The organism is Paenibacillus konkukensis (assembly GCF_023523925.1).
Classification (GTDB): Bacteria; Bacillota; Bacilli; order Paenibacillales; family NBRC-103111; genus Paenibacillus_S; species Paenibacillus_S doosanensis.
The window spans coordinates 6,733,137-6,750,953 of sequence record NZ_CP027059.1 but is presented as its reverse complement, the minus strand read 5'-3'; the positions used below and the strand labels follow the sequence as shown (position 1 = coordinate 6,750,953).

Genomic DNA, 17,817 nt, shown 5'->3' with positions numbered 1-17,817 from the left:
CTTGCCGCGTCCAGCGCTCTGCCAGCGCTTCAATAAGCAAAAAATACGACCTGATAAACCACCCGCGCCTCATGGCCTTCGGCATCCTTGAGCCCGGAGATTTGCACCTCGAAACGGTCTCCGTCCTCATATCTCATATTCCCGCCCGGCCTGAATACGATGCAATTGGGCACGCCATATTTATGCGTATTGACATTGAAATAGGCTTTCCCTTCGCCGGCGGCATCGTCGTCCTTATCCATCGTCCAGATCTCTTGATCGTTCAGCCGGGTTAACGATACGGACACCTCGTTCGGATCGGGCGTCGCATATTTATCCGGATTTAGCGTCACCGACCAGGGATCATTTCCTTGGAAATATTTTAGCGGAAAATATCCTTTGCCGGGCCAGCTTATGATGTCATAGTCGAACTTATCCGCACGGCTCTGATCCAACACCTGCATCGACGAATAAAACGACCGGTACCCGTTAGACGCTCGTCCTTCGGCCAAGCCGAAGCCGATTTTCTTCAGATCCGGGTTCAAAATCCATCTTCTGTGGCCGACGGAGGCAACATTCGATTCGTCATTGTCGCTCATATAGGAAACGACGGTTCTCGGTAAAATCGCGTTCTGCTTAACGGCTCCGGCAGCGCCGTACAGGCTGTATATATTGCTGCTGCTCGTGGAGGCATATCCCTTGCTGTAAAAGCTTTCGCTCATGCCTTTCGGCTTCGCGGGCGTATGCGACAGCTGGCCGTATACGGCCAGCAGCACGGCGCCGTACTGAGCTTGCTCGTTAAGGAACGAATCCTGCGCGAGATCGTCGGGAACACCCGCCAAATAACGCATTGTATTGACGGTTCGGACGCCGTCTTCGATAAAATCGGTATTGAGCTTGCCTGCCTGATGGGGGGAGACGATTTGCGGCTTGTCCTCGAAGGGATCGCCGGAGAACTGCGGAACGGCCGCCATCATTCTGGAGACGATCTGGCGCTTCGTCCTTCCGTAGAACGGCTCGTCCGCATCGATGCTGACCGTTTGCGTACCGGCATCCCAAGATACGTACATCCCGAACACTTCGTTGAAAAAGCGGGCGGGAACCATCGCCGTATTCCCGACCAAACGCACCTCCGACTCCAGCTCCTGCGGCCGATCCGCTATATAAGCTTCTTTGGAGCCGACAGGCAGCCTTGCAGACTGGCCGTCCTTAGTGACGGTAACGGTTCTGGAGTGATCGGACCAGGCGACAGATGCGCCAAGCGCTTCCACAACCGGACGCACAGGTACGAACGCAATCCCGTTCATCAGCAGCGGCGCCTGATCCATCGCTTCGGCGGCACCGTTAATTTTCACCGTAATGCCGCCGTCGTCCGCATAAGCGGCGGCGGGTCCCGGCCCGGCCGTCCAGATTAGTGCCAGCATTGCAAACAGAGACGCTGTTACGGCCGCCCCCCTACCCCATCGACGTTTCAATCGCTCACCCCCGTGGGTATTCGTCCATTTTAGTTCGACGTTCCCGGCCCGATTTCCTGCATTTGGGAGACATTTGCTTCCCCGTTCAGGAGTCCGCCAATCGCTTCATAACGGCGACGCCGTACTCCATTTCCTCTTCCGTCAAATGAGGAAAGTGGAAATAGACGCCGATCCGGACGCCTTCGCTGTCCTCCCCGCGAATTTCCGACCAGCGCACTCCGGCGTCCGCACATTGGCTGCGGAACCGCTCGTACGCCTGTGTGCTCCCGCGCCACCAGCCGAATATATGCAGGCCGGCATCGCTTTTTACCCATGAGAACCGTTCGGATAACGAATCGGCCAGACGGCGGCTCAAGCTTTCGTATTTGCGCGAATAAATCCGCTTCATCCGGCGCAAATGCCGCTCATACTGTCCGCTGGCCATGAAGGCGGCCAGCGTTTTTTGCTCCAGCAGGCCGGCGGGCAGCGGCTCGAACAACGCTTTGGCTTTGGCGAACGGAGCGGCCAGCGCAGGCGGCAGCACGGCGTAGCCGATGCGGACGGAAGGCAGCAGCGTCTTCGTAAAGCTGCCGATATGAATCACCCTCTCCCTGCCGTCGAGCGCCTTCAGCGGCTCCAGCGGCATACCGCGGTGGCGGAACTCGCTGTCGTAATCGTCCTCTACGATGACGGCGCCCTTGTCGTAAGCCCATTCGAGCAGCTGCCTGCGGCGTTCCAGGCTTAAGACGACGCCGGTCGGAAACTGTCTGCCCGGCGTGACGAACAACAGCCGGGAATCCCAATCGGCCGGGACGATCCCCTGCCCGTCCACCGGAACGGATACGGGTACGCCTCCAGCCGTGCGGACGGCGCGCGGAATCCCCTTGAAGCCCGGTGACTCGACAATGACCTTATCCCCTTCCCCTACAAGCAGTTGCGCGGTTAGCGTTATCGCCTGCATCGAGCCGTTGACGACTATGATTTGCTCGGGCCGTGCGGCGATGCCGCGGGCTCTGCGCAAATATTGGGCGATCTGCTCCCTCAGCTCTTGATCGCCTTCCGTTGGCGGCAGCCCTCCTCGGCCGTCCGCCTGCCCTTCTTGCCGATACAGCAGGCGCGCCTGGGCGTGCAGACAACGATTCCATTCCTCATGCGGAAACCGCTGCAAATCGGTGGCATACGCATGAAAATCCGCCGTGCGGGGAGCTTTGCCGTTGTATGCGACCGAGCCGGCGGAGTACAGCTGCGCTTCCTGCTCCATTACGCGTCCGCCCCAGGGAGACAGCGCATAATCGTCTCTGTCCTCTCGCTTCGGCTCGCCGGGCCGCTGCTGCGCGTCGTAGAAGACGAAGGTGCCGCGGCCTACCCGGCATTCTACGTAGCCTTCGGCCGCCAGCATATCGTACACTTGATTGACCGTTCCGCGGGAGACGCCGGATAAGGCCGCCAGCTCCCGGCTCGACGGCAGCTTCGTCCCGCAAGGAAGCACGCCGCTTATTATGGAGTCTTTGATCGCATGGTAAAACGCCTGCATCTTGGTCGGGTATTTACCGGTATATCCTTGATACGGAATCTGAAAATCCATTCGAACCTCTCCCTCCTCTCCATATTCAATGGTCCAATAAAATCAATCTAAATTGGATCTTTTGAATTGTCAATCATTCCACTACACTGGGAATCAATCATTTCAAAGAGGTGACCCTACATGAGACGCAATGAATTTTCCGTAACGGAGCAAAATGAAATCGATGATTTTTTGCAAGAAATGTCGTTTGGCATTATGGGCACGGCGGGCTTGGACGGCTGGCCGCATTTGACCCCGATCAATTACGCCTACCATAACGGACATATTTATATTCACGGCTCCCGCGCCGGACAGAAAATGAAAGAGATCGCCCGCCATAAGCAGGTCAGCTTCGCCGTCGCCAAGGAGTATGCGATTATCCCATCCTATTTTAGCGATCCGCAGCTCGCCTGTCCCGCAACGGCCTATTTCAAATCCGTGCACATCCGCGGGGAGGCTCAGCCTGTGGACGATCCCGCGGAGAAGGCCGAGGCCTTGTCGGCGCTGATGAAAAAGCTGCAGCCCGAGGGCGGCTACATCCCCATCGACGCCTCAGATCCGCTGTATCAAGGTGAGCTGAGGGCGGTATCCGTCGTCCGCATCGGCATTCTCGATCTGACCGCCAAATTCAAATTCGGGCAAAATCTCAGCGGCGAGCGCCGGGACAAGCTCGAACAAGATCTTCTCGCCAGAGGGCTTCCGCTCGATCCGGAAACCGCCGAGCTGATGCGCAAATATTGCCCGCATCATCGGGAAGAGAAGTCCTGAGCAAGCGGCCGAAGCTCCAGCCGGTAGAAGATGCCGCACGAACGGTATCCTCAAGCTCAGGCAGCAAAAAAAAGGGAAAGAACGTCCGCCGTCAGGCTTTTCGTTCTTTCCCTTTTTTCTTGCCCGAGAAGCGCTTATTCCTCCGCCTCTTGATAATGCTCCTTGCAGAAAGTTTCTACCAGAGCGCGCTCCTCATCTTCCATATCAAATTCGAGGTAAACGTTCGTGCTTCTCTCGTATATTTCATATTTAACTATGTGAGCGCGGCTTTCCTCCACACTATAGATGACTCTGACGTACAGCCCGTTCTCGGAATACAGCTCGTCTTCCTCATCCACCTCGATGTCGAGCACGAACTCGTACCGTTTGCCTTGCAAAATTCCGAACGGGTCTCTAACCAGTTCCACGCTATAACCGCTAATGGCTATCATTTGTCTCATCCTTTCCATGCAGCCTCAGAATCCTATTATACATGGAAATGGGAAAAAGTAATCCGAAACATGCGCCTAACCACCTATGTTTTCAAATATAGCCCCAATGAAAACGTATACATTACATCCTATAATGGTAAACAATTCAAAAACGTAAAGGAGGAAGAAAATGGCAACCCGTTTATTCCGAACGTCCATCTATACGTTGTCCGCGCTAGCGGTACTCACTGGCTGTACTATGCCGGCTGCAGCTCCGGGCGATCCGCTAGCAGACAAGCAATCCCCCGGCCCGTCATCGCCGGATAACGAAATCTTCATTTACACCGTTTATCCCGTTTTTGGCAAAGAAGACGTCTGGGAAAAGCAAGTCGGCCAATTTTTGAAAAAAAAGTTTCCCGAGCTCACCTTTAAGCATGCGCAGTGGGACAATCCGGGCAGGCAGTATCAGGATTTGATCGCGGCGGGAACGGTTCCCGATATTATTTTCGACAACCCCGGGATGAACTACCAGCGTTATATTTTGAAAAACGATCTCCAATACGATATGAGCGATCTGATTAAAAAGTATAATTTCGATACGAGCCAGTTGAATCCGGCCTTCATGGCGCAAATACAACGCTTGTCGCCGGAAGGAAAAATGTACGGCCTTCCGTTCATGTCGGGCGAGTTCGTGCTTTTCTACAACAAGGACATCTTCGATAAATTCGGGGTCGATTATCCGAAGGACGGTATGACCTACGATGAAATCTACGAGATGGCCAAGAAGCTGACCCGCGTCGAAGGGGAGCGCACGTACAAAGGGTATCAGCAGCATCCCGGCTTATATATGACCTATAATCAGTTGTCGCTGTCGCCGCTCAGTCTGACGGAGGACAAGGCCGATCTCAGCTCGCCCGGATGGAAGAAGCTGGTCGACAATCTGCGGCGGTTTTACGAAATTCCGGCGAACCAGTTTACGTCCGTCGACGACTTCCCGAAAGGCAATATGGCCATGACCGTCCATGTATCCGGCAAAATCGTGCAGTGGTACGAGCAAAATAAAAACCTGAATTTCGATATCGCCTCCATGCCTTCCTTCGCCGATGCGCCGGGAGTGAAGGCCCAGCCGAACATCAACGTCGCTTATATTACGAAGCAATCGACCAAGAAGGATCAGGCGTTTCAAGTCATCCAATACTTGCTTTCCGAGGAGATGCAGATCAATTACGCCAAGGACGGCAATATCGGCGCCCTGCAAACCCCCAAGGTTCAAGAAGCGTTCGGCAAAAATCTGCCGCAAATGCAGGGCAAGCATGCGCAAGCGATCTTCTACGGCAAGAACGCCATGCCTCCGGCGGCTCGCGCCCCCGGTCTCACCTATATCGACGTGCCTGTGCACAACGTGTTCCAGCCTTTGATCTTCTCCGAATCCAAAGATTCCGTCACCGCGCTTCGGATGGTGGAGGAAGCGGCTACGAAAGCGATCCAAACCGAGAAAGCCGCAAGCCAGTAAACCATGCCTCCATAATGGACTCTGCCTGCCGTTATCGGGGTCCATTTTTTTCATTATTAGGGCTAATCAAAATGAGAAAAACCTGTTCATCGCTGAACAGGTTGTAGGTTATGTTCTTGGAGAAGGGATTTGGAGTCTCTCGCTATTCGCTTGCTTCTTCGTTTGCCTCATCTTCCGACGATTCGTCGGGTTCTTCCTGTGCCGCGGCTTCCGGCTGCTCTTCGCATTCACCGTCCTCCGCTTCTTCTTCCGATTCCGTTTCTTCTGGCGCTTCGCATGCTTCATCCTCGGCTTCGTCCACAATCTCTTCTGCCGCCGCTTCTCCGGCGTCCTCTGAAGCGCTTACATTTTCTTCGAACGCAGCGTCGGCCTCTACCGGCAATTCATCTTTTTGAAATTCTTCTCCCATAGCAATCCCTCCAATTTGCACTTAGTTTCCCTAAGTGTGTTACTATTGTATGCCGGAGGAACGCCGTTTAGAAGTATGCTGAAAAAAATGAACTGCCTGCAGCCGACAGCGGTTTTAGAACTCCGTTTGCTCCTCTTCCACAATATTTTGCAGGTCGTCGGCCGTAATCGTGAGCAAGCGGTAATCGGTCCGCTCGGCCAGCTTGAGCGCCTGCTCCTTGATGAACTTCGGAGAGCCTTCCTTCTCTTCGTCGTACAACAAAAGGATGCCGTCGGAGTTGCGCAGCAAAAACTTGTTTTTTTCCCGAAACTGCCACGGTCCGTCGTAGGCCGTCTTGGTCACGCTGTTGACATAGTCGGCGCGCTGCATAATGCCTGAGTACAGCTCCTTTTTCTCGTCGCTCCACTTCTCTTCCTGCTGCAAAAAAGGGGTAATGACGGCCAGCTGCAGCTGAGGATAATCTTCGCGCAGCTCCAGCGCCGCCTCGGCCGCCCACAGCTCGACGCCCCACTGCCCGCTGACGATCGCCCATTCCAAGCCTTCGTCGACGAGCGATAGCAGCCGTTTTTTGATCGCCTTCTTAATGATCGCGATACCGGGATGCTTGAGTGAAAAGATGCCGAGCTCCGACGCCTTATAGCCGGTAATCAGAACCCGCTTCATCCGTGTAACGCCCCTTTCTGTTCGGCCGCCGCCGACCGCTGCCTGCTTTCTCTGACGATAACCCAGCCGATGCATGCGGCGCACGCCAGCGCAATCCAAGCATTGTACATGAACACGCTCCTCATTCCGAACGACTCGCTGGCGAAGCCGCCGATGAAGCTGCCGATAATCCGGGCCACGCCCAGGCTGAGAAGACCGTTCAGCGTCTGGCCGCTTGCCTTAAGCTCCTTGGGAACTTCCCGGTTAATATACATCGCCATAGTCACGGTAAGCACGATAAACATAAGCCCGTGCAGCAGCTGCGCAGGCAGTACCCAATACGGATTTTCGGTGGAGGAGAAGGCGAACCAGCGCAGCGCCGTAGCGATGCTCGATACGAGAAATACATGCGTCAGCCGCACTTTGGCCATAATCCGGCCAGCCAGCAGCAGAAACGGAATTTCGCTGATCGACGAGATGACCATCGACCAGCCGATCATGACGTTGTCCGCGCCAAGCTCGCGGAAGTATATCGGGAAAAACGAATAGTAGTAGCCCAGCGTAATTTGCAGCACGAGGTTAATCCCCATATACAGCATCAGCTTGCGGTTTTTGAACAGCACCCAAACCTGCATTTTGCTGCCGGACGATTGATAACCGGACACTTTGGGGAACTTCAGCAGCAAGAACAGCGAAATCAGCATGACGACGGCAAAAACCGGAAACAGGTACTGAATGCTGACCTTCGCCAAATAACCGAAACCGAGGGACATGAGCGCGAACCCGATCGTTCCGCCGAGACGAATCGGCCCGAACGCCCAGCGCTTCTGCTTATCCAGCTCTTCCAGCGTGATCGCGTCGCTGATAGCGAAGATCGACGTTTGAAAGAAAGTGAACAAGCACACCATCGCAAGCAAATAATAAAACGCCGTGGACAGCGGAAAGAGCAGGATCATCACCCCGCTGCCTACAAGCAGTGCGGCCAATACCGAGTTTTTTGTCTTCGCCCTGTCTCCGATCGTTCCCCACATCGGCTGGGCCAGCACGGCCACGAGCGGTCCCAAGCTCAAGAGAGTGCCGATTTCGGCCGGAGCCGCGCCCACCGATTGGAAATAAACCGGAATGTAAGTGCCGTAGACGGCATTGCCCATATAGATGACCATATAAAACAGCAAAAAATAGATCATAAGAAATTTTCGCTCTTTTCGCTCCAAAGTGAGAGTACGAGCCTATTATCTCACCGGCATCCGGGCTTGACAATGCATTTTCTAATAAAATGCGAACCAGCGGCGGCTCGAACAACAATAAGCGAAGGGCTGTCCAAGGCGGCGAAACTTCTGGTACAATAGGTAATAACTGCGGAAGCCGAGGGCAACAGCGATCGGACAATGCTTTCGCATGCGCAGTCAGCGCGTTTCACCACATTTCTAATCGGGAGAAGATCGAGATGGAGTTCATAGTCGACCGTATCGAGAATAAGGTTGAATTGTTCGAAGCGTATGATTTGAAAACGCTGGAGAGAAAAATAGAGGAGCAAATCCAGAACAACAAAGCGCTGCTGCTGGACGTGCAGTCGATACAGCACAGCGTCGCGTTCGATCCGAATATCGGCAAGATGCTGTACAGCGCAGCCGTTCATTTTAAAGCGAAGTAAACTATCCCAAAGGAGCTTAGAGCACATCATGAACAATAAAGCCGAAAGATTGAAACAAATGAAGCCCGTTCAACCGGCGGGCGGCCATGCGTACGGAGACCGGCTGCCGCCCGGACAAGTCGTTACGGAGCGCTTCCCGATTTTGCATGAGGGCGAGGTCCCGAATACGATATGTCCAAGTGGGATTTTCGGATTTTCGGCGAAGTCGAGAAAGCCGCCGTCTTCTCGTTCGACGAGCTGATGAAGCTGCCGCAAACGACCGTCCGCTGCGATATTCACTGCGTCACTCGCTGGAGCAAATTCGATACCGAATGGCGCGGCGTTCTGTTCAAGGACTTGCTGAAGGAGTTTGAGGTCAAGCCTTCCGCCCGTTATGTCATGGTTCACGCCGATCACGATTACGAGACGAACGTGCCTTTGGCCGACCTGCTCGGCGACGATATTTTGCTCGCTACCCACTATAACGGCGCTTCTTTAACGCCAAAACACGGTTATCCGATGCGTTTAATCGTCCCTCATCTGTATTTTTGGAAAAGCGCCAAATGGATTCGCGGGTTCGAGTTTATGAACGAGGACCGGGCCGGCTTCTGGGAGAGCAACGGCTTTCACCTGTACGGAGACGCCTTCCGCGAGCAGCGGTTTTCCGGCGAAGCGCTCGACATTCCGGAAGACGAATGGGTACATAAAGATTTCGATTAATGCCTCTGTAGACGAACACCCCCGCAAGTTCTTTTGGCCGAGCCTGCGGAGGTGTTTTTCGCTATTTATACGTGTTTCTCAAAATGGTATTCCATTTCACCCGCCATCGCTGCGGGCGTATCGCCGGTATCAAGGAAATGATGCAAGTAAATCGGCTGAAACTCGCCGAAGTCCACCTGCTTGTAAAATTCGTAGCACGGAAAGCCGTCATGAGAGCCGCTAATATGAGCGGTGCCGTCTTCCTTCGCCTTGATGCGGAGCGCATAATCGGGCGACGGCGCGCCCGGCCGCAGCGGATTGCTTACGCTCGCTCTCATCGTAAACGTCACTTCGCTCCCGCCCCAAACCTCATTTTCCATAACGATGCCTTCCGTCGAAGCATGTCCCTGCCGGTAAGTGACCGTTCCGTCGGAGCCGGTCATCTTGAGCACCGTGACCCCTGTCGCGCCGAAGGAAACGAGCCTCCGCTTGGCAAAATCGACCACGACCTCCTGCTCGACCCTGGATCTTCCCGTATTGACCGCATGAGGAGTAAAACCGCGAATATCCGCCGCAAATTCCAGCCGATTCCCGCTTGCGGGATCATGCGCCGGCGGCAGCCAAGCCATCCCCCCGATAAAGACGCTCGCTCTAAATTTTACGATATCAGCCATGCGCTTATCCCTCTCTTTGCTAGAAGCAATCCCCCAAAAGTGACGTAATGCTCTGAAGCTTATTCCATCCGCATCCAGCCTAAGCTGGATCGGCGTCTAACCCTTCCTCTGGGATCGTTCTATGGGTAGACATTACTTTCGGGGGAGCCCCCGGATTTCCACAGCAAATTGCTGCGCATCATTTCCTAAACAATTAAAAAACGCCCCGCCGCAGAGTGCTCTGCTTAAGCGGGACGGCTTCTTGTTATCGCCTTATTCAAGGCGCTTCAAAACGATTAACGAAGATCCTTCGGTTCAACCTTGTCCATGTCGTGGAACACTTGGTTCTCGCCGGCCATAGCCCAAATGAACGTGTAGTTGTTCGTACCGACGCCGGAGTGAATCGACCAGCTCGGGGAGATGATCGCTTGCTCGTTGCGCACAACGAGGTGGCGGGTTTCGCTAGGTTCGCCCATAAAGTGGAACACCAGGCCGTCTTCCGGCATATCAAAGTAGAAGTAGACCTCGGAACGGCGGTTGTGCGTATGGCAAGGCATCGTATTCCACATGTTGCCCGGCTTCAGCAAAGTCATACCCATAACCAATTGACAGCTTTGAACGCCGTTCAAATGGATATATCTGTGGATGACGCGCTCGTTGGACGAATTGATCGAACCGAGATGCTCGGTTTCCGCTTCTTCCAGACCGACTTTCACGGTTGGGTATTGCTTGTGAGCCGGCGTGGAGTTGAAGTAGAAGCGAGCAGGATTCGCGGAATCCGCGCTTTTGAACGTAACGTCTTTATTGCCAAGCCCGATATACAGGCAGTCTCTCGTATTCAATTCGTATTCGGTACCTTCAACGACAACCGAACCTTTTGGTCCTACGTTGATAATCCCGATTTCGCGGCGCTCCAGGAAGTAGTCGGCACCCATCTCATGCTTGTCCGCTTCGAGCTTGATCGGCTCGGAAGCAGGAATAACGCCCCCGGTAATAAAACGGTCTACGTGGCTGTATACCATGGTCAATTTGCCAGGAACGAACAACCCTTCGATCAAATACTCTTTTCTAAGTCTGTCCGTATCGTACGATTTCGTTTCCGTCGGATTTGTCGCATAGCGGATTTCCATAGCAATAATTGCCTCCTCAATAATGATTGGTTGCGTCGATTTCGGATCGGTTGCATCCGTAAAACGTTTCAATTCGACAAAAAAGCGAATTCCGTTTCGTCCGCTCCCCTGTATATGGTAACATAAAAACTCTTCCCTCGCTACCGCCATCGAGGATGTTCGAGCTTTGTCACATAATTGTCCCGCTTTTCTCCGTTTTCCCGAACAGATGCAAATCCCGAAATTCCGGTCGGGGCCGGGGCAAAATAGTTCGGATCTTTTTCCAAAACAGCCCGTGACTCCCCCGGGTGAAAATGGTATAATATAGCCTAATGTCAGGCCTGTAAAAAGTATAGTTAGACGAATGGAAGGATGGAGCGAGATGAACCCTCTTGCACAACAGCTGAACGACACGATTGCCAAAGAAAACCCGCATGTTTTCGACATGCTTTCCAGCCTTGGGAAGCAAATCTACTTTCCTAAAGTAGGCATCCTGAGCCAATCGGCCGAAGCGAAGCAAAAAGCGAAGAAATTTAACGCCACCATCGGAACCGCATTGGAGAACGGCAAGCCAATGCACTTGAAGGTGATTCAAGATACATTGTCCGCTTACGATCCTAAGGACATTTACGAATACGCCCCTCCTGCGGGCAAGCCGGAGCTGCGCAGCGCATGGCGCGAGAAGATGCTTGAGGAGAATCCTTCCCTTCGCGGCAAAAGCCTGGGCAATCCGATCGCAACGAACGCTCTGACGCACGGACTCAGCATCGTCGCCGATTTGTACGCCGATGCCGGCGATGCGGTCATCATCCCCGACAAAAACTGGGAGAACTACGAGCTGACCTTCGGTATCCGCCGCGGCGCCGAAATCGTATACTATCCTCTATATAACAGCGAGCGCAAATTCAACGCCGAAGGGCTGCGCAGCGCGCTGCTCGCGCAAAAGGACAAAGGCAAGGCGATCGTCGTGCTGAATTTCCCGAACAATCCGACGGGCTATACGCCGGGCGTCGAGGAAGGCCGAGAAATCGTAGCGGCTATCAAGGATGCGGCGGAAGCGGGCATCAATGTCGTCGCCGTAACCGACGACGCGTACTTCGGCTTGTTCTTCGAAGAGTCCTTGCACGAATCGCTCGCCGGTCAGCTAACCGGGCTGCATCCTCGCGTGCTGTCCGTCAAGATCGACGGAGCGACCAAGGAAGAGTACGTGTGGGGCTTCCGCGTCGGCTTCATCACCTACGCCGGCCAAAGCGAACCGCTGCTTGCCGCCTTGGAGCAAAAAACGATGGGGATTATCCGCGCCACGATTTCCAGCGGACCTCATCCTTCGCAAACCTTTGTGCTGCATGCTCTGAAATCCCCTGATTTCAAAGCGCAAAAGCTGGAGAAATCGAACATCATGAAAGGCCGCGCCAACAAAGTAAAAAGCATTCTGGACTCGGGCAAATTCGATGCGGCTTGGGAATACTACCCGTTCAACTCCGGCTACTTCATGTGCTTGAAGCTGAAAACCGTCGACGCGGAAACGCTCCGCGTTCATCTGCTCGACCAGTACGGCATCGGAACGATCGCCCTCGGCGAAACCGATCTGCGCGTTGCATTCTCCTGCATCGAAGAAGAAAATCTCGAAGAGCTGTACGAGACGATTTTCCAAGGCGTTCAGGATTTGCAAAAAGTCTCCTCCAAATAAACAATCCCACAAAAACCTGGCGGACATCCGTCAGGTTTTTTGCAGTTCGCGCTGCTCTAACGGCTTCCTCCCCTCCGCCGTCCCGATGTCCCGGTCGCTTTATGCAAACAGGCCGCCGATCGGCAGCCTGAACGAAGCGGAGCGATGCGCGTTATGCGGAATGTTAGACCTTCGTCCGCGCATCGGCCGTATGAAATTTTTTACCCTCGTCACCGCTGATCCGCTTCATATTGCGAAACGCGTCCTTCCATTTGGGCATAAACATCGTTTTATAGCATTGGGCGAGCTCGGCCGCCTGTTCCGGCTCCATCCCGAAGCTAAGCAGCTCCGTCTCGAACGCCCTGGCTCCGCTGCGACGCTCCCGCACAAAGCCGAGCCACAAGCCCGGCGTCTTGGCTATCAGCAAAGCGCCGTGAACGATGATCTTCACCATGCTCATCGGGCCGTTTAATATTGAGGAGGGGTCGGGCCGCCGGTTACATTGTTATGGTTTACGATGTTTTTGGGGATCAGCTCCGCGGCGATCGATTTCACCGTATTCATATAGTCCTTAGACATTTTCAACGCTTCGTCGGCAGGAATCCCCGCTTCCATCAATTCTTTGTAAAAGGTTCCGACCGCCTTCCCCATTCGCGCTCCCGCTTCCTCCGAATACAAAGCGGATAGCAGATCCGTCACCAATTTGGGCGCTTTGCCCGATATGATCTCCAGCAGCTCGCCGATTTCTTTCGTTGGAATGTTGTTTCCGTTACTCATGTCAAACATCTCCTTTGTAAAAATTTCATCATAGGATAAATGACCGGAGGAAGCGTCAGCTGCAGCGTCCGCTCGCTCCACCAAATCCAGGGTCTGGATTCCTCCTGCGCCTCGTTCGCAGCATCGCTTCGATCCGCTGCGGCCTGCCGCTTGATCGCGGCAAGCAGCTCACGCTTGCGGTCCGGCTGCAGCGAAGACCGGAGCTGCCGAAGCTTAGCGAAAAGCTCCACTTCTTCCTTCAAGCATCGCTTAAACTCCGCATCCGTCAAAATCAGCTCGAACACGGTCCGCTTTTCCTGCTCCCCGAGAAGTCCCTGAACGTAACGCAGAGCCCATTCTCGCTTCTCTTCAATTTCCATCCCGGTTCTCCTCCTTCATCCATCCGGACAGCTTCTTCTTGGCGGCGTGGCAGCGGCTCTTCACCGTGCCCTCGGGTATTCCCAATACTACCGCGATCTCCTGGATCGACAGCCCTTCTACATATAGCCCGTACAGAATCGTCCGCGACGATTCCTCCAGCTTGCCCAGCAGCTCCCGCACGTAGAGCGCTTCCGTCCAATCGGCTTGCCTGTCTGTCCCTATCGCCTCCTCTTGTTCGTCCATACCTTCGACGCTGGGCTCGCGCCGCAACCGGTCGACCATTCTCCGGTGAGCGACGGTGAGGAGCCAGGCCTTGGGATGCTCCGGCCGCCGGCCCCGGTCGATCTCCTTGAATGCGGTGAGGAACGTGTCCTGGAAGATGTCTTCGACCAGGTGAACATCCCGGATTTTAAACCGTAAAAACGAGTACACGCTGTCCGCATACGATGCGTAAAGTTCGTCGAATGTCATCCCCCCAACCGTCCTTTCACCTTTATAGTCGCCAAATTCGGCGTTAAAGTTCGGTTCGGTCAAAAAAAACACCGCCTCGGTTCGGATGCCGAAAGCGGTGTTGTCACGGTATTGGACGGGTCCGTACCCGTATCGCTAAATAAGCAGATTGAACAAGTGCGGATTTTTGTTAATTTCAACGAATTTGATTCCCTTATTATTCATTCTATCGATTAACGGACCGTAATCCTCTTTGTTCTTCAGCTCGATGCCGACGAGCGCCGGCCCGTTCTCCTTGCTTGTCTTCTTCGTATATTCGAACCGGGTAATATCGTCGTTCGGTCCGAGCACCTCGTCGAGAAATTCGCGCAGCGCTCCGGCTCGCTGAGGAAACTCTACGGTAAAATAATGCTTTAACCCTTCGTAAATGAGCGAGCGCTCTTTAATTTCCTGCATACGGTCGATATCGTTATTGCCGCCGCTGATTACGCAAACGACGTTTTTGCCGGCGATTTGCTCGCGGTAAAAATCGAGCGCGGTAATCGCCAGCGCCCCCGCCGGTTCGGCTACGATCGCATTTTCATTGTACAGCTCCAAAATGGTGGTGCACACTTTGCCTTCGGGCACGACGACGATATCGTCGACGACTCTGCGGCAAATGTCGTAGTTCAGCTCGCCTACCCGCTTCACGGCGGTTCCGTCGACGAATTTATCGATCTCCGTCAGCGTGACGATCTCTCCCTGATCGATCGAATTGCGCATCGATGGCGCGCCGGTCGCTTCGACGCCGATAAACCGGGTGGACGGGCTGACGCCCTTCACATACGTCGCAATGCCCGCTGCAAGCCCGCCGCCGCCGATACCGGCGAAGACGAAATCGACAGGCTCGCGCATATCGTTCATCAGCTCCAGCCCTACCGTTCCTTGTCCCGCAATAATTTGCGGGTTATCGAACGGATGGATGAACTGCATCCCTTCCTTCTCGGCGCAGCGCACCGCTTCGTTCAAGGAATCGTCGAACGTGTCGCCGGTCAGAATCACTTCCACGAACGGGCCGCCGAACAGCTTCACCTGCGAAATTTTTTGCCGCGGAGTCGTCGTCGGCATGAAGATTTTACCCGGAATTTGCAGCGCCTTGCACGAATAGGCCAGCCCTTGCGCATGGTTGCCCGCGCTCGCGCAAACGACGCCTTTCTGCAGCTTCTCTTCCGGCAGACTGCGGATCAGATTATAGGCTCCGCGTATTTTGAACGAACGGACGACCTGCAAATCCTCGCGTTTCAAATAGACATTGCAGTTATATTTCTCCGAAAGAATGAAGTTTTTTTGCAGCGGAGTATGATGAATAACGTCTTTGAGCACATGACTGGCTACGATGATATCTTCGAGTCTAACTTGCGGTAATTGATTGTCCATGACTTCCTCCGGTTTAATCTATACGTAATTTTATCTATTATACACCCAAGTCCGCCGCTGTCCATAGGCTTTAACATAATTCTCACATTACCGGCCGTCCCGCCCCGAAGTTCGTTCCGTGAATAAGAACAGCCCTCCCGCCGAGCCGGACGGCTCGAACGGGAAGGCTGCTCCTTGCGTAATCTAACCTTTTTTTCTTATTCTCTATCGAAAGTAGGAATTAGCGAATGACGATCGTGTGCACCACTTGATCTTTGCCTCGCAGCTCGACCGTACGGTCCGTTGTCAGCTGCGATTGGTCGCCTTCGATCGTTAAGCTCGACGATACGTTGTAAACCGCCGTTTGCACCGAACCGTCGCCGAGCGTCTGGTTAATCGAAATCGTATTGATGGAGCCGTTGGAATTCAGCGTATACGAATTGAAGGTGCCGATGACGGTAAAGTCGACTTCTTCTTCGACCATCTTCGTCACTTCAACGAAAATCACTTGACCGTTATAGGTGCGGACATTGATTTGATCGCCCGCCTTCAGCTCGGAAGCCGCTACCGTACGGCCGTTGCGTACGATTGTCGGATTGGAAGCAAGCTCCACGTCGTAAGTTTTGTTATCTTTGGTCAGCGTCAGCACATTGTTGCTGACCGCCGCGTTCACGGTAGCCGCAAACGTCGTGTTGTCGGGAAGATCGCTGCCGGCCAGCTTCGTCACTTCGACGAAAATAATTTTGCCGTTATACGTACGGATATTGACTTGATCGCCCGCTCTCAGATCGGAAGCCGACACCGTACGGCCGTTGCGCACGATCGTCGGGTTGGACGCCAGCTCTACGGTGTAGGATTGGCTGTCCTTCGTAAACGTCAGCTTATTGTTGCTCACCGCCGCGTTCACGGTAGCCGCGAATGTCGTATTGTCGGGAAGGTCGCTGTCCGACAGCTTCGTCACTTCGACGAAAATAATTTTGCCGTTATACGTGCGGATATTGACTTGATCGCCCGCTCTCAGATCGGAAGCCGACACCGTGCGGCCGTTGCGCACGATCGTCGGGTTGGACGCCAGCTCTACGGTGTAGGATTGGCTGTCCTTCGTAAACGTCAGCTTATTGCCGCTCACCGCTGCGTTCACGGTAGCCGCGAACGTCGTATTGTCGGGTAAGCTGCCGCTGTTGCCGCTGCCGCTTCCAAGCTTCGTCACTTCAACGAAGATCGCTTTGCCGCCGTACGTGCGGACTGTCACTTGGTCGCCCGCTCTCAGCTCGGAGGCCGCTACTTTCGCATTGTTGCGGAAGATGAAGGCGGCTGCGTCCAGCTCGACGCTGTACGGCTGTCCGTTGGAGGTCAGCGTCAGCATATTGTTGCTGACCGCTGCGGTCAGCGTCCCGCGGACCGCCGTGTTATCCGGCAGCTGATCGCCCGTACGGTCGAGCAAGGCCGCCAGCTCGGCGCGCGTGACGGAGCGATCCGGACGGAATGTGTTGTCCTCGTAGCCGTCCACCAGCTTCTTCTCGATCGCTTCTTCCACGTAGCCTACGGAGCCGGCGGGAATTTTGGACGCGTCCTTGAAGCTCAGCTTCGTGCTCATTTTCGTCTTGGCCTCGTCTTGCAGCTTCAGCGCCTTGATAAGCAGCGTCGTAGCCCAGAGACGGTCGGCGTCCTTATCCGGCTGAACGGAATCGTCGGACTCCTCGAACAGATCGTTTTGCAGAGCCACCGCAACATATCCTACGGCCCAAGGATAATTTTTCTTGATTTTATCCGCATCTTTGAAGTTCAGGTTAGATTGCATCGCTTCGGTCGATTCCGCTTCATCGCGCAATCCCATCAGACGAACCGCCGCTGTAATCGCTTCAATACGCGAAATCGTTTTACGAGGCTGGAACGTTCCGTCCTCATACCCTTCGAATACCCGCTTGGAAGCAAGACTCGCAATATACCGCTGCGCCCATTCCACGTCAGCGCCTTTCACGTCGTCGAAAGACAGCTTAATGTTCAAGTTTTTTACGTTCAAATTATTTATGTATACGTCTTTTCCGCTGTTTACTTTCGTTTGCACCGCATCCCGGCCGCGGTCTTTGTCGTTGCCCTTGCCTTTGCCGCTATCGGCAAATGCGGCGGTAGATCCTCCGAGCACCATGGCCGCAGTAAGACCCGTTACCATAACCTTCTTAAAAGCGTTGTTCATCATCATTTCTCCCTTATATAAATAATGTATGACGGTTTAAGCATCGGACAGCCGCTGCAGGCAGCTTCCGCTTAAATGGATAAGTTCGGTTAAGAACCAATGAATCAGAACCTTCGCGAAGTGTTCCTGGATTTAC

At 54.0% G+C, this 17,817-nt stretch carries 18 protein-coding genes and 2 pseudogenes; 5 read left to right on the top strand and 15 right to left on the bottom strand.

Going from position 1 to position 17,817, the window contains the following annotated elements; genetic code table 11:
• Positions 1–29: 29 nt before the first annotated feature.
• Both SK3146_RS29315 and SK3146_RS29310 read right to left on the bottom strand, forming a co-directional pair.
• Positions 30–1,403: a stalk domain-containing protein gene (locus tag SK3146_RS29315; RefSeq protein ID WP_249862094.1), complete on the bottom strand. Its 1,374-nt coding sequence runs from the start codon at positions 1,401–1,403 to the stop codon at positions 30–32.
• 136 nt (positions 1,404–1,539) lie between these two features.
• On the bottom strand, positions 1,540–3,018 hold the full coding sequence (locus SK3146_RS29310; protein ID WP_249862093.1) for a MocR-like pyridoxine biosynthesis transcription factor PdxR: 1,479 nt from the start codon (positions 3,016–3,018) through the stop codon (positions 1,540–1,542).
• Between the two features lie 120 nt (positions 3,019–3,138).
• Here SK3146_RS29310 and SK3146_RS29305 point away from each other — a divergent pair, with 120 nt between their 5' ends.
• On the top strand, positions 3,139–3,765 hold the full coding sequence (locus SK3146_RS29305) for a pyridoxamine 5'-phosphate oxidase family protein (protein WP_249862092.1): 627 nt from the start codon (positions 3,139–3,141) through the stop codon (positions 3,763–3,765).
• A 134-nt stretch (positions 3,766–3,899) separates the two neighbouring features.
• Here SK3146_RS29305 and SK3146_RS29300 read toward each other — a convergent pair whose 3' ends face one another.
• Entirely contained in the window at positions 3,900–4,196 is a 297-nt protein-coding gene (locus SK3146_RS29300) for a DUF6509 family protein (protein WP_249862091.1), read from the bottom strand.
• 169 nt (positions 4,197–4,365) lie between these two features.
• On the opposite strand from SK3146_RS29300, the gene SK3146_RS29295 reads away from it, so the two are divergent.
• Positions 4,366–5,688, top strand: coding sequence for an ABC transporter substrate-binding protein (locus SK3146_RS29295; protein WP_249862090.1), 1,323 nt, complete (start codon positions 4,366–4,368; stop codon positions 5,686–5,688).
• A 142-nt stretch (positions 5,689–5,830) separates the two neighbouring features.
• On the opposite strand, the gene SK3146_RS29290 is transcribed toward SK3146_RS29295, so the two are convergent.
• The 3 genes from SK3146_RS29290 to SK3146_RS29280 form a co-directional block, all read right to left on the bottom strand.
• On the bottom strand, positions 5,831–6,097 hold the full coding sequence (locus tag SK3146_RS29290; RefSeq protein ID WP_249862089.1) for a hypothetical protein: 267 nt from the start codon (positions 6,095–6,097) through the stop codon (positions 5,831–5,833).
• Between the two features lie 114 nt (positions 6,098–6,211).
• The gene (locus SK3146_RS29285) at positions 6,212–6,760 is read right to left on the bottom strand and encodes an SLOG family protein (protein ID WP_249862088.1); all 549 of its coding nucleotides are present in this window, start codon (positions 6,758–6,760) and stop codon (positions 6,212–6,214) included.
• Positions 6,757–7,926 (bottom strand): MFS transporter, encoded by a 1,170-nt coding sequence (locus tag SK3146_RS29280; protein ID WP_249862087.1) that lies wholly within the window; start codon positions 7,924–7,926, stop codon positions 6,757–6,759. Before SK3146_RS29280 ends, SK3146_RS29285 begins: the two co-directional genes overlap by 4 nt.
• Positions 7,927–8,213: 287 nt before the next feature.
• Between SK3146_RS29280 and SK3146_RS29275 the strand changes: the two are divergent.
• Positions 8,214–8,393, top strand: a pseudogene (locus SK3146_RS29275) (DUF2536 family protein); the annotation flags it as partial.
• A gap of 16 nt (positions 8,394–8,409) precedes the next feature.
• Here the strand turns inward: SK3146_RS29275 and SK3146_RS35080 are convergent.
• The gene (locus SK3146_RS35080) at positions 8,410–8,541 is read right to left on the bottom strand and encodes a hypothetical protein (RefSeq protein ID WP_283942857.1); all 132 of its coding nucleotides are present in this window, start codon (positions 8,539–8,541) and stop codon (positions 8,410–8,412) included.
• On the opposite strand from SK3146_RS35080, the pseudogene SK3146_RS29270 reads away from it, so the two are divergent.
• Positions 8,497–9,092 (top strand): annotated as a pseudogene (locus tag SK3146_RS29270) (sulfite oxidase-like oxidoreductase). The gene SK3146_RS35080 and the pseudogene SK3146_RS29270 sit on opposite strands and share 45 nt — an antisense overlap.
• A 65-nt stretch (positions 9,093–9,157) precedes the next feature.
• Here SK3146_RS29270 and SK3146_RS29265 read toward each other — a convergent pair.
• Both SK3146_RS29265 and kduI read right to left on the bottom strand, forming a co-directional pair.
• Positions 9,158–9,745 carry a DUF3238 domain-containing protein gene (locus SK3146_RS29265; protein WP_249862085.1) on the bottom strand — a complete coding sequence of 196 codons (588 nt, stop codon included), beginning with the start codon at positions 9,743–9,745 and terminating at the stop codon, positions 9,158–9,160.
• Between the two features lie 275 nt (positions 9,746–10,020).
• The gene (gene kduI, locus SK3146_RS29260; RefSeq protein WP_249866479.1) at positions 10,021–10,854 is read right to left on the bottom strand and encodes a 5-dehydro-4-deoxy-D-glucuronate isomerase; all 834 of its coding nucleotides are present in this window, start codon (positions 10,852–10,854) and stop codon (positions 10,021–10,023) included.
• 361 nt (positions 10,855–11,215) lie between these two features.
• Here kduI and SK3146_RS29255 point away from each other — a divergent pair, with 361 nt between their 5' ends.
• Positions 11,216–12,523: an aminotransferase class I/II-fold pyridoxal phosphate-dependent enzyme gene (locus tag SK3146_RS29255; RefSeq protein ID WP_249862084.1), complete on the top strand. Its 1,308-nt coding sequence runs from the start codon at positions 11,216–11,218 to the stop codon at positions 12,521–12,523.
• Between the two features lie 163 nt (positions 12,524–12,686).
• Here the strand turns inward: SK3146_RS29255 and SK3146_RS29250 are convergent, their stop codons facing one another.
• The 6 genes from SK3146_RS29250 to SK3146_RS29225 form a co-directional block, all read right to left on the bottom strand.
• On the bottom strand, positions 12,687–12,962 hold the full coding sequence (locus SK3146_RS29250) for a hypothetical protein (RefSeq protein WP_249862083.1): 276 nt from the start codon (positions 12,960–12,962) through the stop codon (positions 12,687–12,689).
• 8 nt (positions 12,963–12,970) lie between these two features.
• A complete protein-coding gene (locus tag SK3146_RS29245; RefSeq protein ID WP_249862082.1) occupies positions 12,971–13,279 on the bottom strand; it encodes a hypothetical protein in 309 nt (102 codons plus the stop codon).
• Positions 13,276–13,638 carry a hypothetical protein gene (locus tag SK3146_RS29240; protein ID WP_249862081.1) on the bottom strand — a complete coding sequence of 121 codons (363 nt, stop codon included), beginning with the start codon at positions 13,636–13,638 and terminating at the stop codon, positions 13,276–13,278. Before SK3146_RS29240 ends, SK3146_RS29245 begins: the two co-directional genes overlap by 4 nt.
• Positions 13,628–14,110, bottom strand: a complete 483-nt coding sequence (locus tag SK3146_RS29235) for an RNA polymerase sigma factor (protein ID WP_249862080.1) — start codon at positions 14,108–14,110, stop codon at positions 13,628–13,630. The genes SK3146_RS29240 and SK3146_RS29235 overlap by 11 nt, the downstream gene beginning before the upstream one ends.
• A 135-nt stretch (positions 14,111–14,245) precedes the next feature.
• Complete coding sequence (gene ilvA / locus SK3146_RS29230; protein ID WP_249862079.1) at positions 14,246–15,505, bottom strand: threonine ammonia-lyase IlvA; 1,260 nt, start codon at positions 15,503–15,505, stop codon at positions 14,246–14,248.
• A gap of 220 nt (positions 15,506–15,725) precedes the next feature.
• Positions 15,726–17,657, bottom strand: coding sequence for an S-layer homology domain-containing protein (locus SK3146_RS29225; RefSeq protein WP_249862078.1), 1,932 nt, complete (start codon positions 17,655–17,657; stop codon positions 15,726–15,728).
• Positions 17,658–17,817: the final 160 nt, after the last annotated feature.

Bases quoted from the DNA above. Each gene is read 5' to 3' on its own strand.
- ilvA (WP_249862079.1), bottom strand. From the start codon at position 15,505: ATGGACAATCAATTACCGCAAGTTAGACTCGAAGATATCATCGTAGCC.
- SK3146_RS29255 (WP_249862084.1), top strand. From the start codon at position 11,216: ATGAACCCTCTTGCACAACAGCTGAACGACACGATTGCCAAAGAAAAC.
- SK3146_RS29235 (WP_249862080.1), bottom strand. From the start codon at position 14,110: ATGACATTCGACGAACTTTACGCATCGTATGCGGACAGCGTGTACTCG.
- SK3146_RS29280 (WP_249862087.1), bottom strand. From the start codon at position 7,926: ATGATCTATTTTTTGCTGTTTTATATGGTCATCTATATGGGCAATGCC.
- SK3146_RS29250 (WP_249862083.1), bottom strand. From the start codon at position 12,962: ATGAGCATGGTGAAGATCATCGTTCACGGCGCTTTGCTGATAGCCAAG.
- SK3146_RS29285 (WP_249862088.1), bottom strand. From the start codon at position 6,760: ATGAAGCGGGTTCTGATTACCGGCTATAAGGCGTCGGAGCTCGGCATC.
- SK3146_RS29245 (WP_249862082.1), bottom strand. From the start codon at position 13,279: ATGAGTAACGGAAACAACATTCCAACGAAAGAAATCGGCGAGCTGCTG.
- SK3146_RS35080 (WP_283942857.1), bottom strand. From the start codon at position 8,541: ATGCAAAATCGGGAAGCGCTCCGTAACGACTTGTCCGGGCGGCAGCCG.
- SK3146_RS29300 (WP_249862091.1), bottom strand. From the start codon at position 4,196: ATGATAGCCATTAGCGGTTATAGCGTGGAACTGGTTAGAGACCCGTTC.
- SK3146_RS29315 (WP_249862094.1), bottom strand. From the start codon at position 1,403: ATGCTGGCACTAATCTGGACGGCCGGGCCGGGACCCGCCGCCGCTTAT.
- SK3146_RS29310 (WP_249862093.1), bottom strand. From the start codon at position 3,018: ATGGATTTTCAGATTCCGTATCAAGGATATACCGGTAAATACCCGACC.
- SK3146_RS29295 (WP_249862090.1), top strand. From the start codon at position 4,366: ATGGCAACCCGTTTATTCCGAACGTCCATCTATACGTTGTCCGCGCTA.
- SK3146_RS29305 (WP_249862092.1), top strand. From the start codon at position 3,139: ATGAGACGCAATGAATTTTCCGTAACGGAGCAAAATGAAATCGATGAT.
- SK3146_RS29290 (WP_249862089.1), bottom strand. From the start codon at position 6,097: ATGGGAGAAGAATTTCAAAAAGATGAATTGCCGGTAGAGGCCGACGCT.
- SK3146_RS29265 (WP_249862085.1), bottom strand. From the start codon at position 9,745: ATGGCTGATATCGTAAAATTTAGAGCGAGCGTCTTTATCGGGGGGATG.
- SK3146_RS29240 (WP_249862081.1), bottom strand. From the start codon at position 13,638: ATGGAAATTGAAGAGAAGCGAGAATGGGCTCTGCGTTACGTTCAGGGA.
- SK3146_RS29225 (WP_249862078.1), bottom strand. From the start codon at position 17,657: ATGGTAACGGGTCTTACTGCGGCCATGGTGCTCGGAGGATCTACCGCC.
- kduI (WP_249866479.1), bottom strand. From the start codon at position 10,854: ATGGAAATCCGCTATGCGACAAATCCGACGGAAACGAAATCGTACGAT.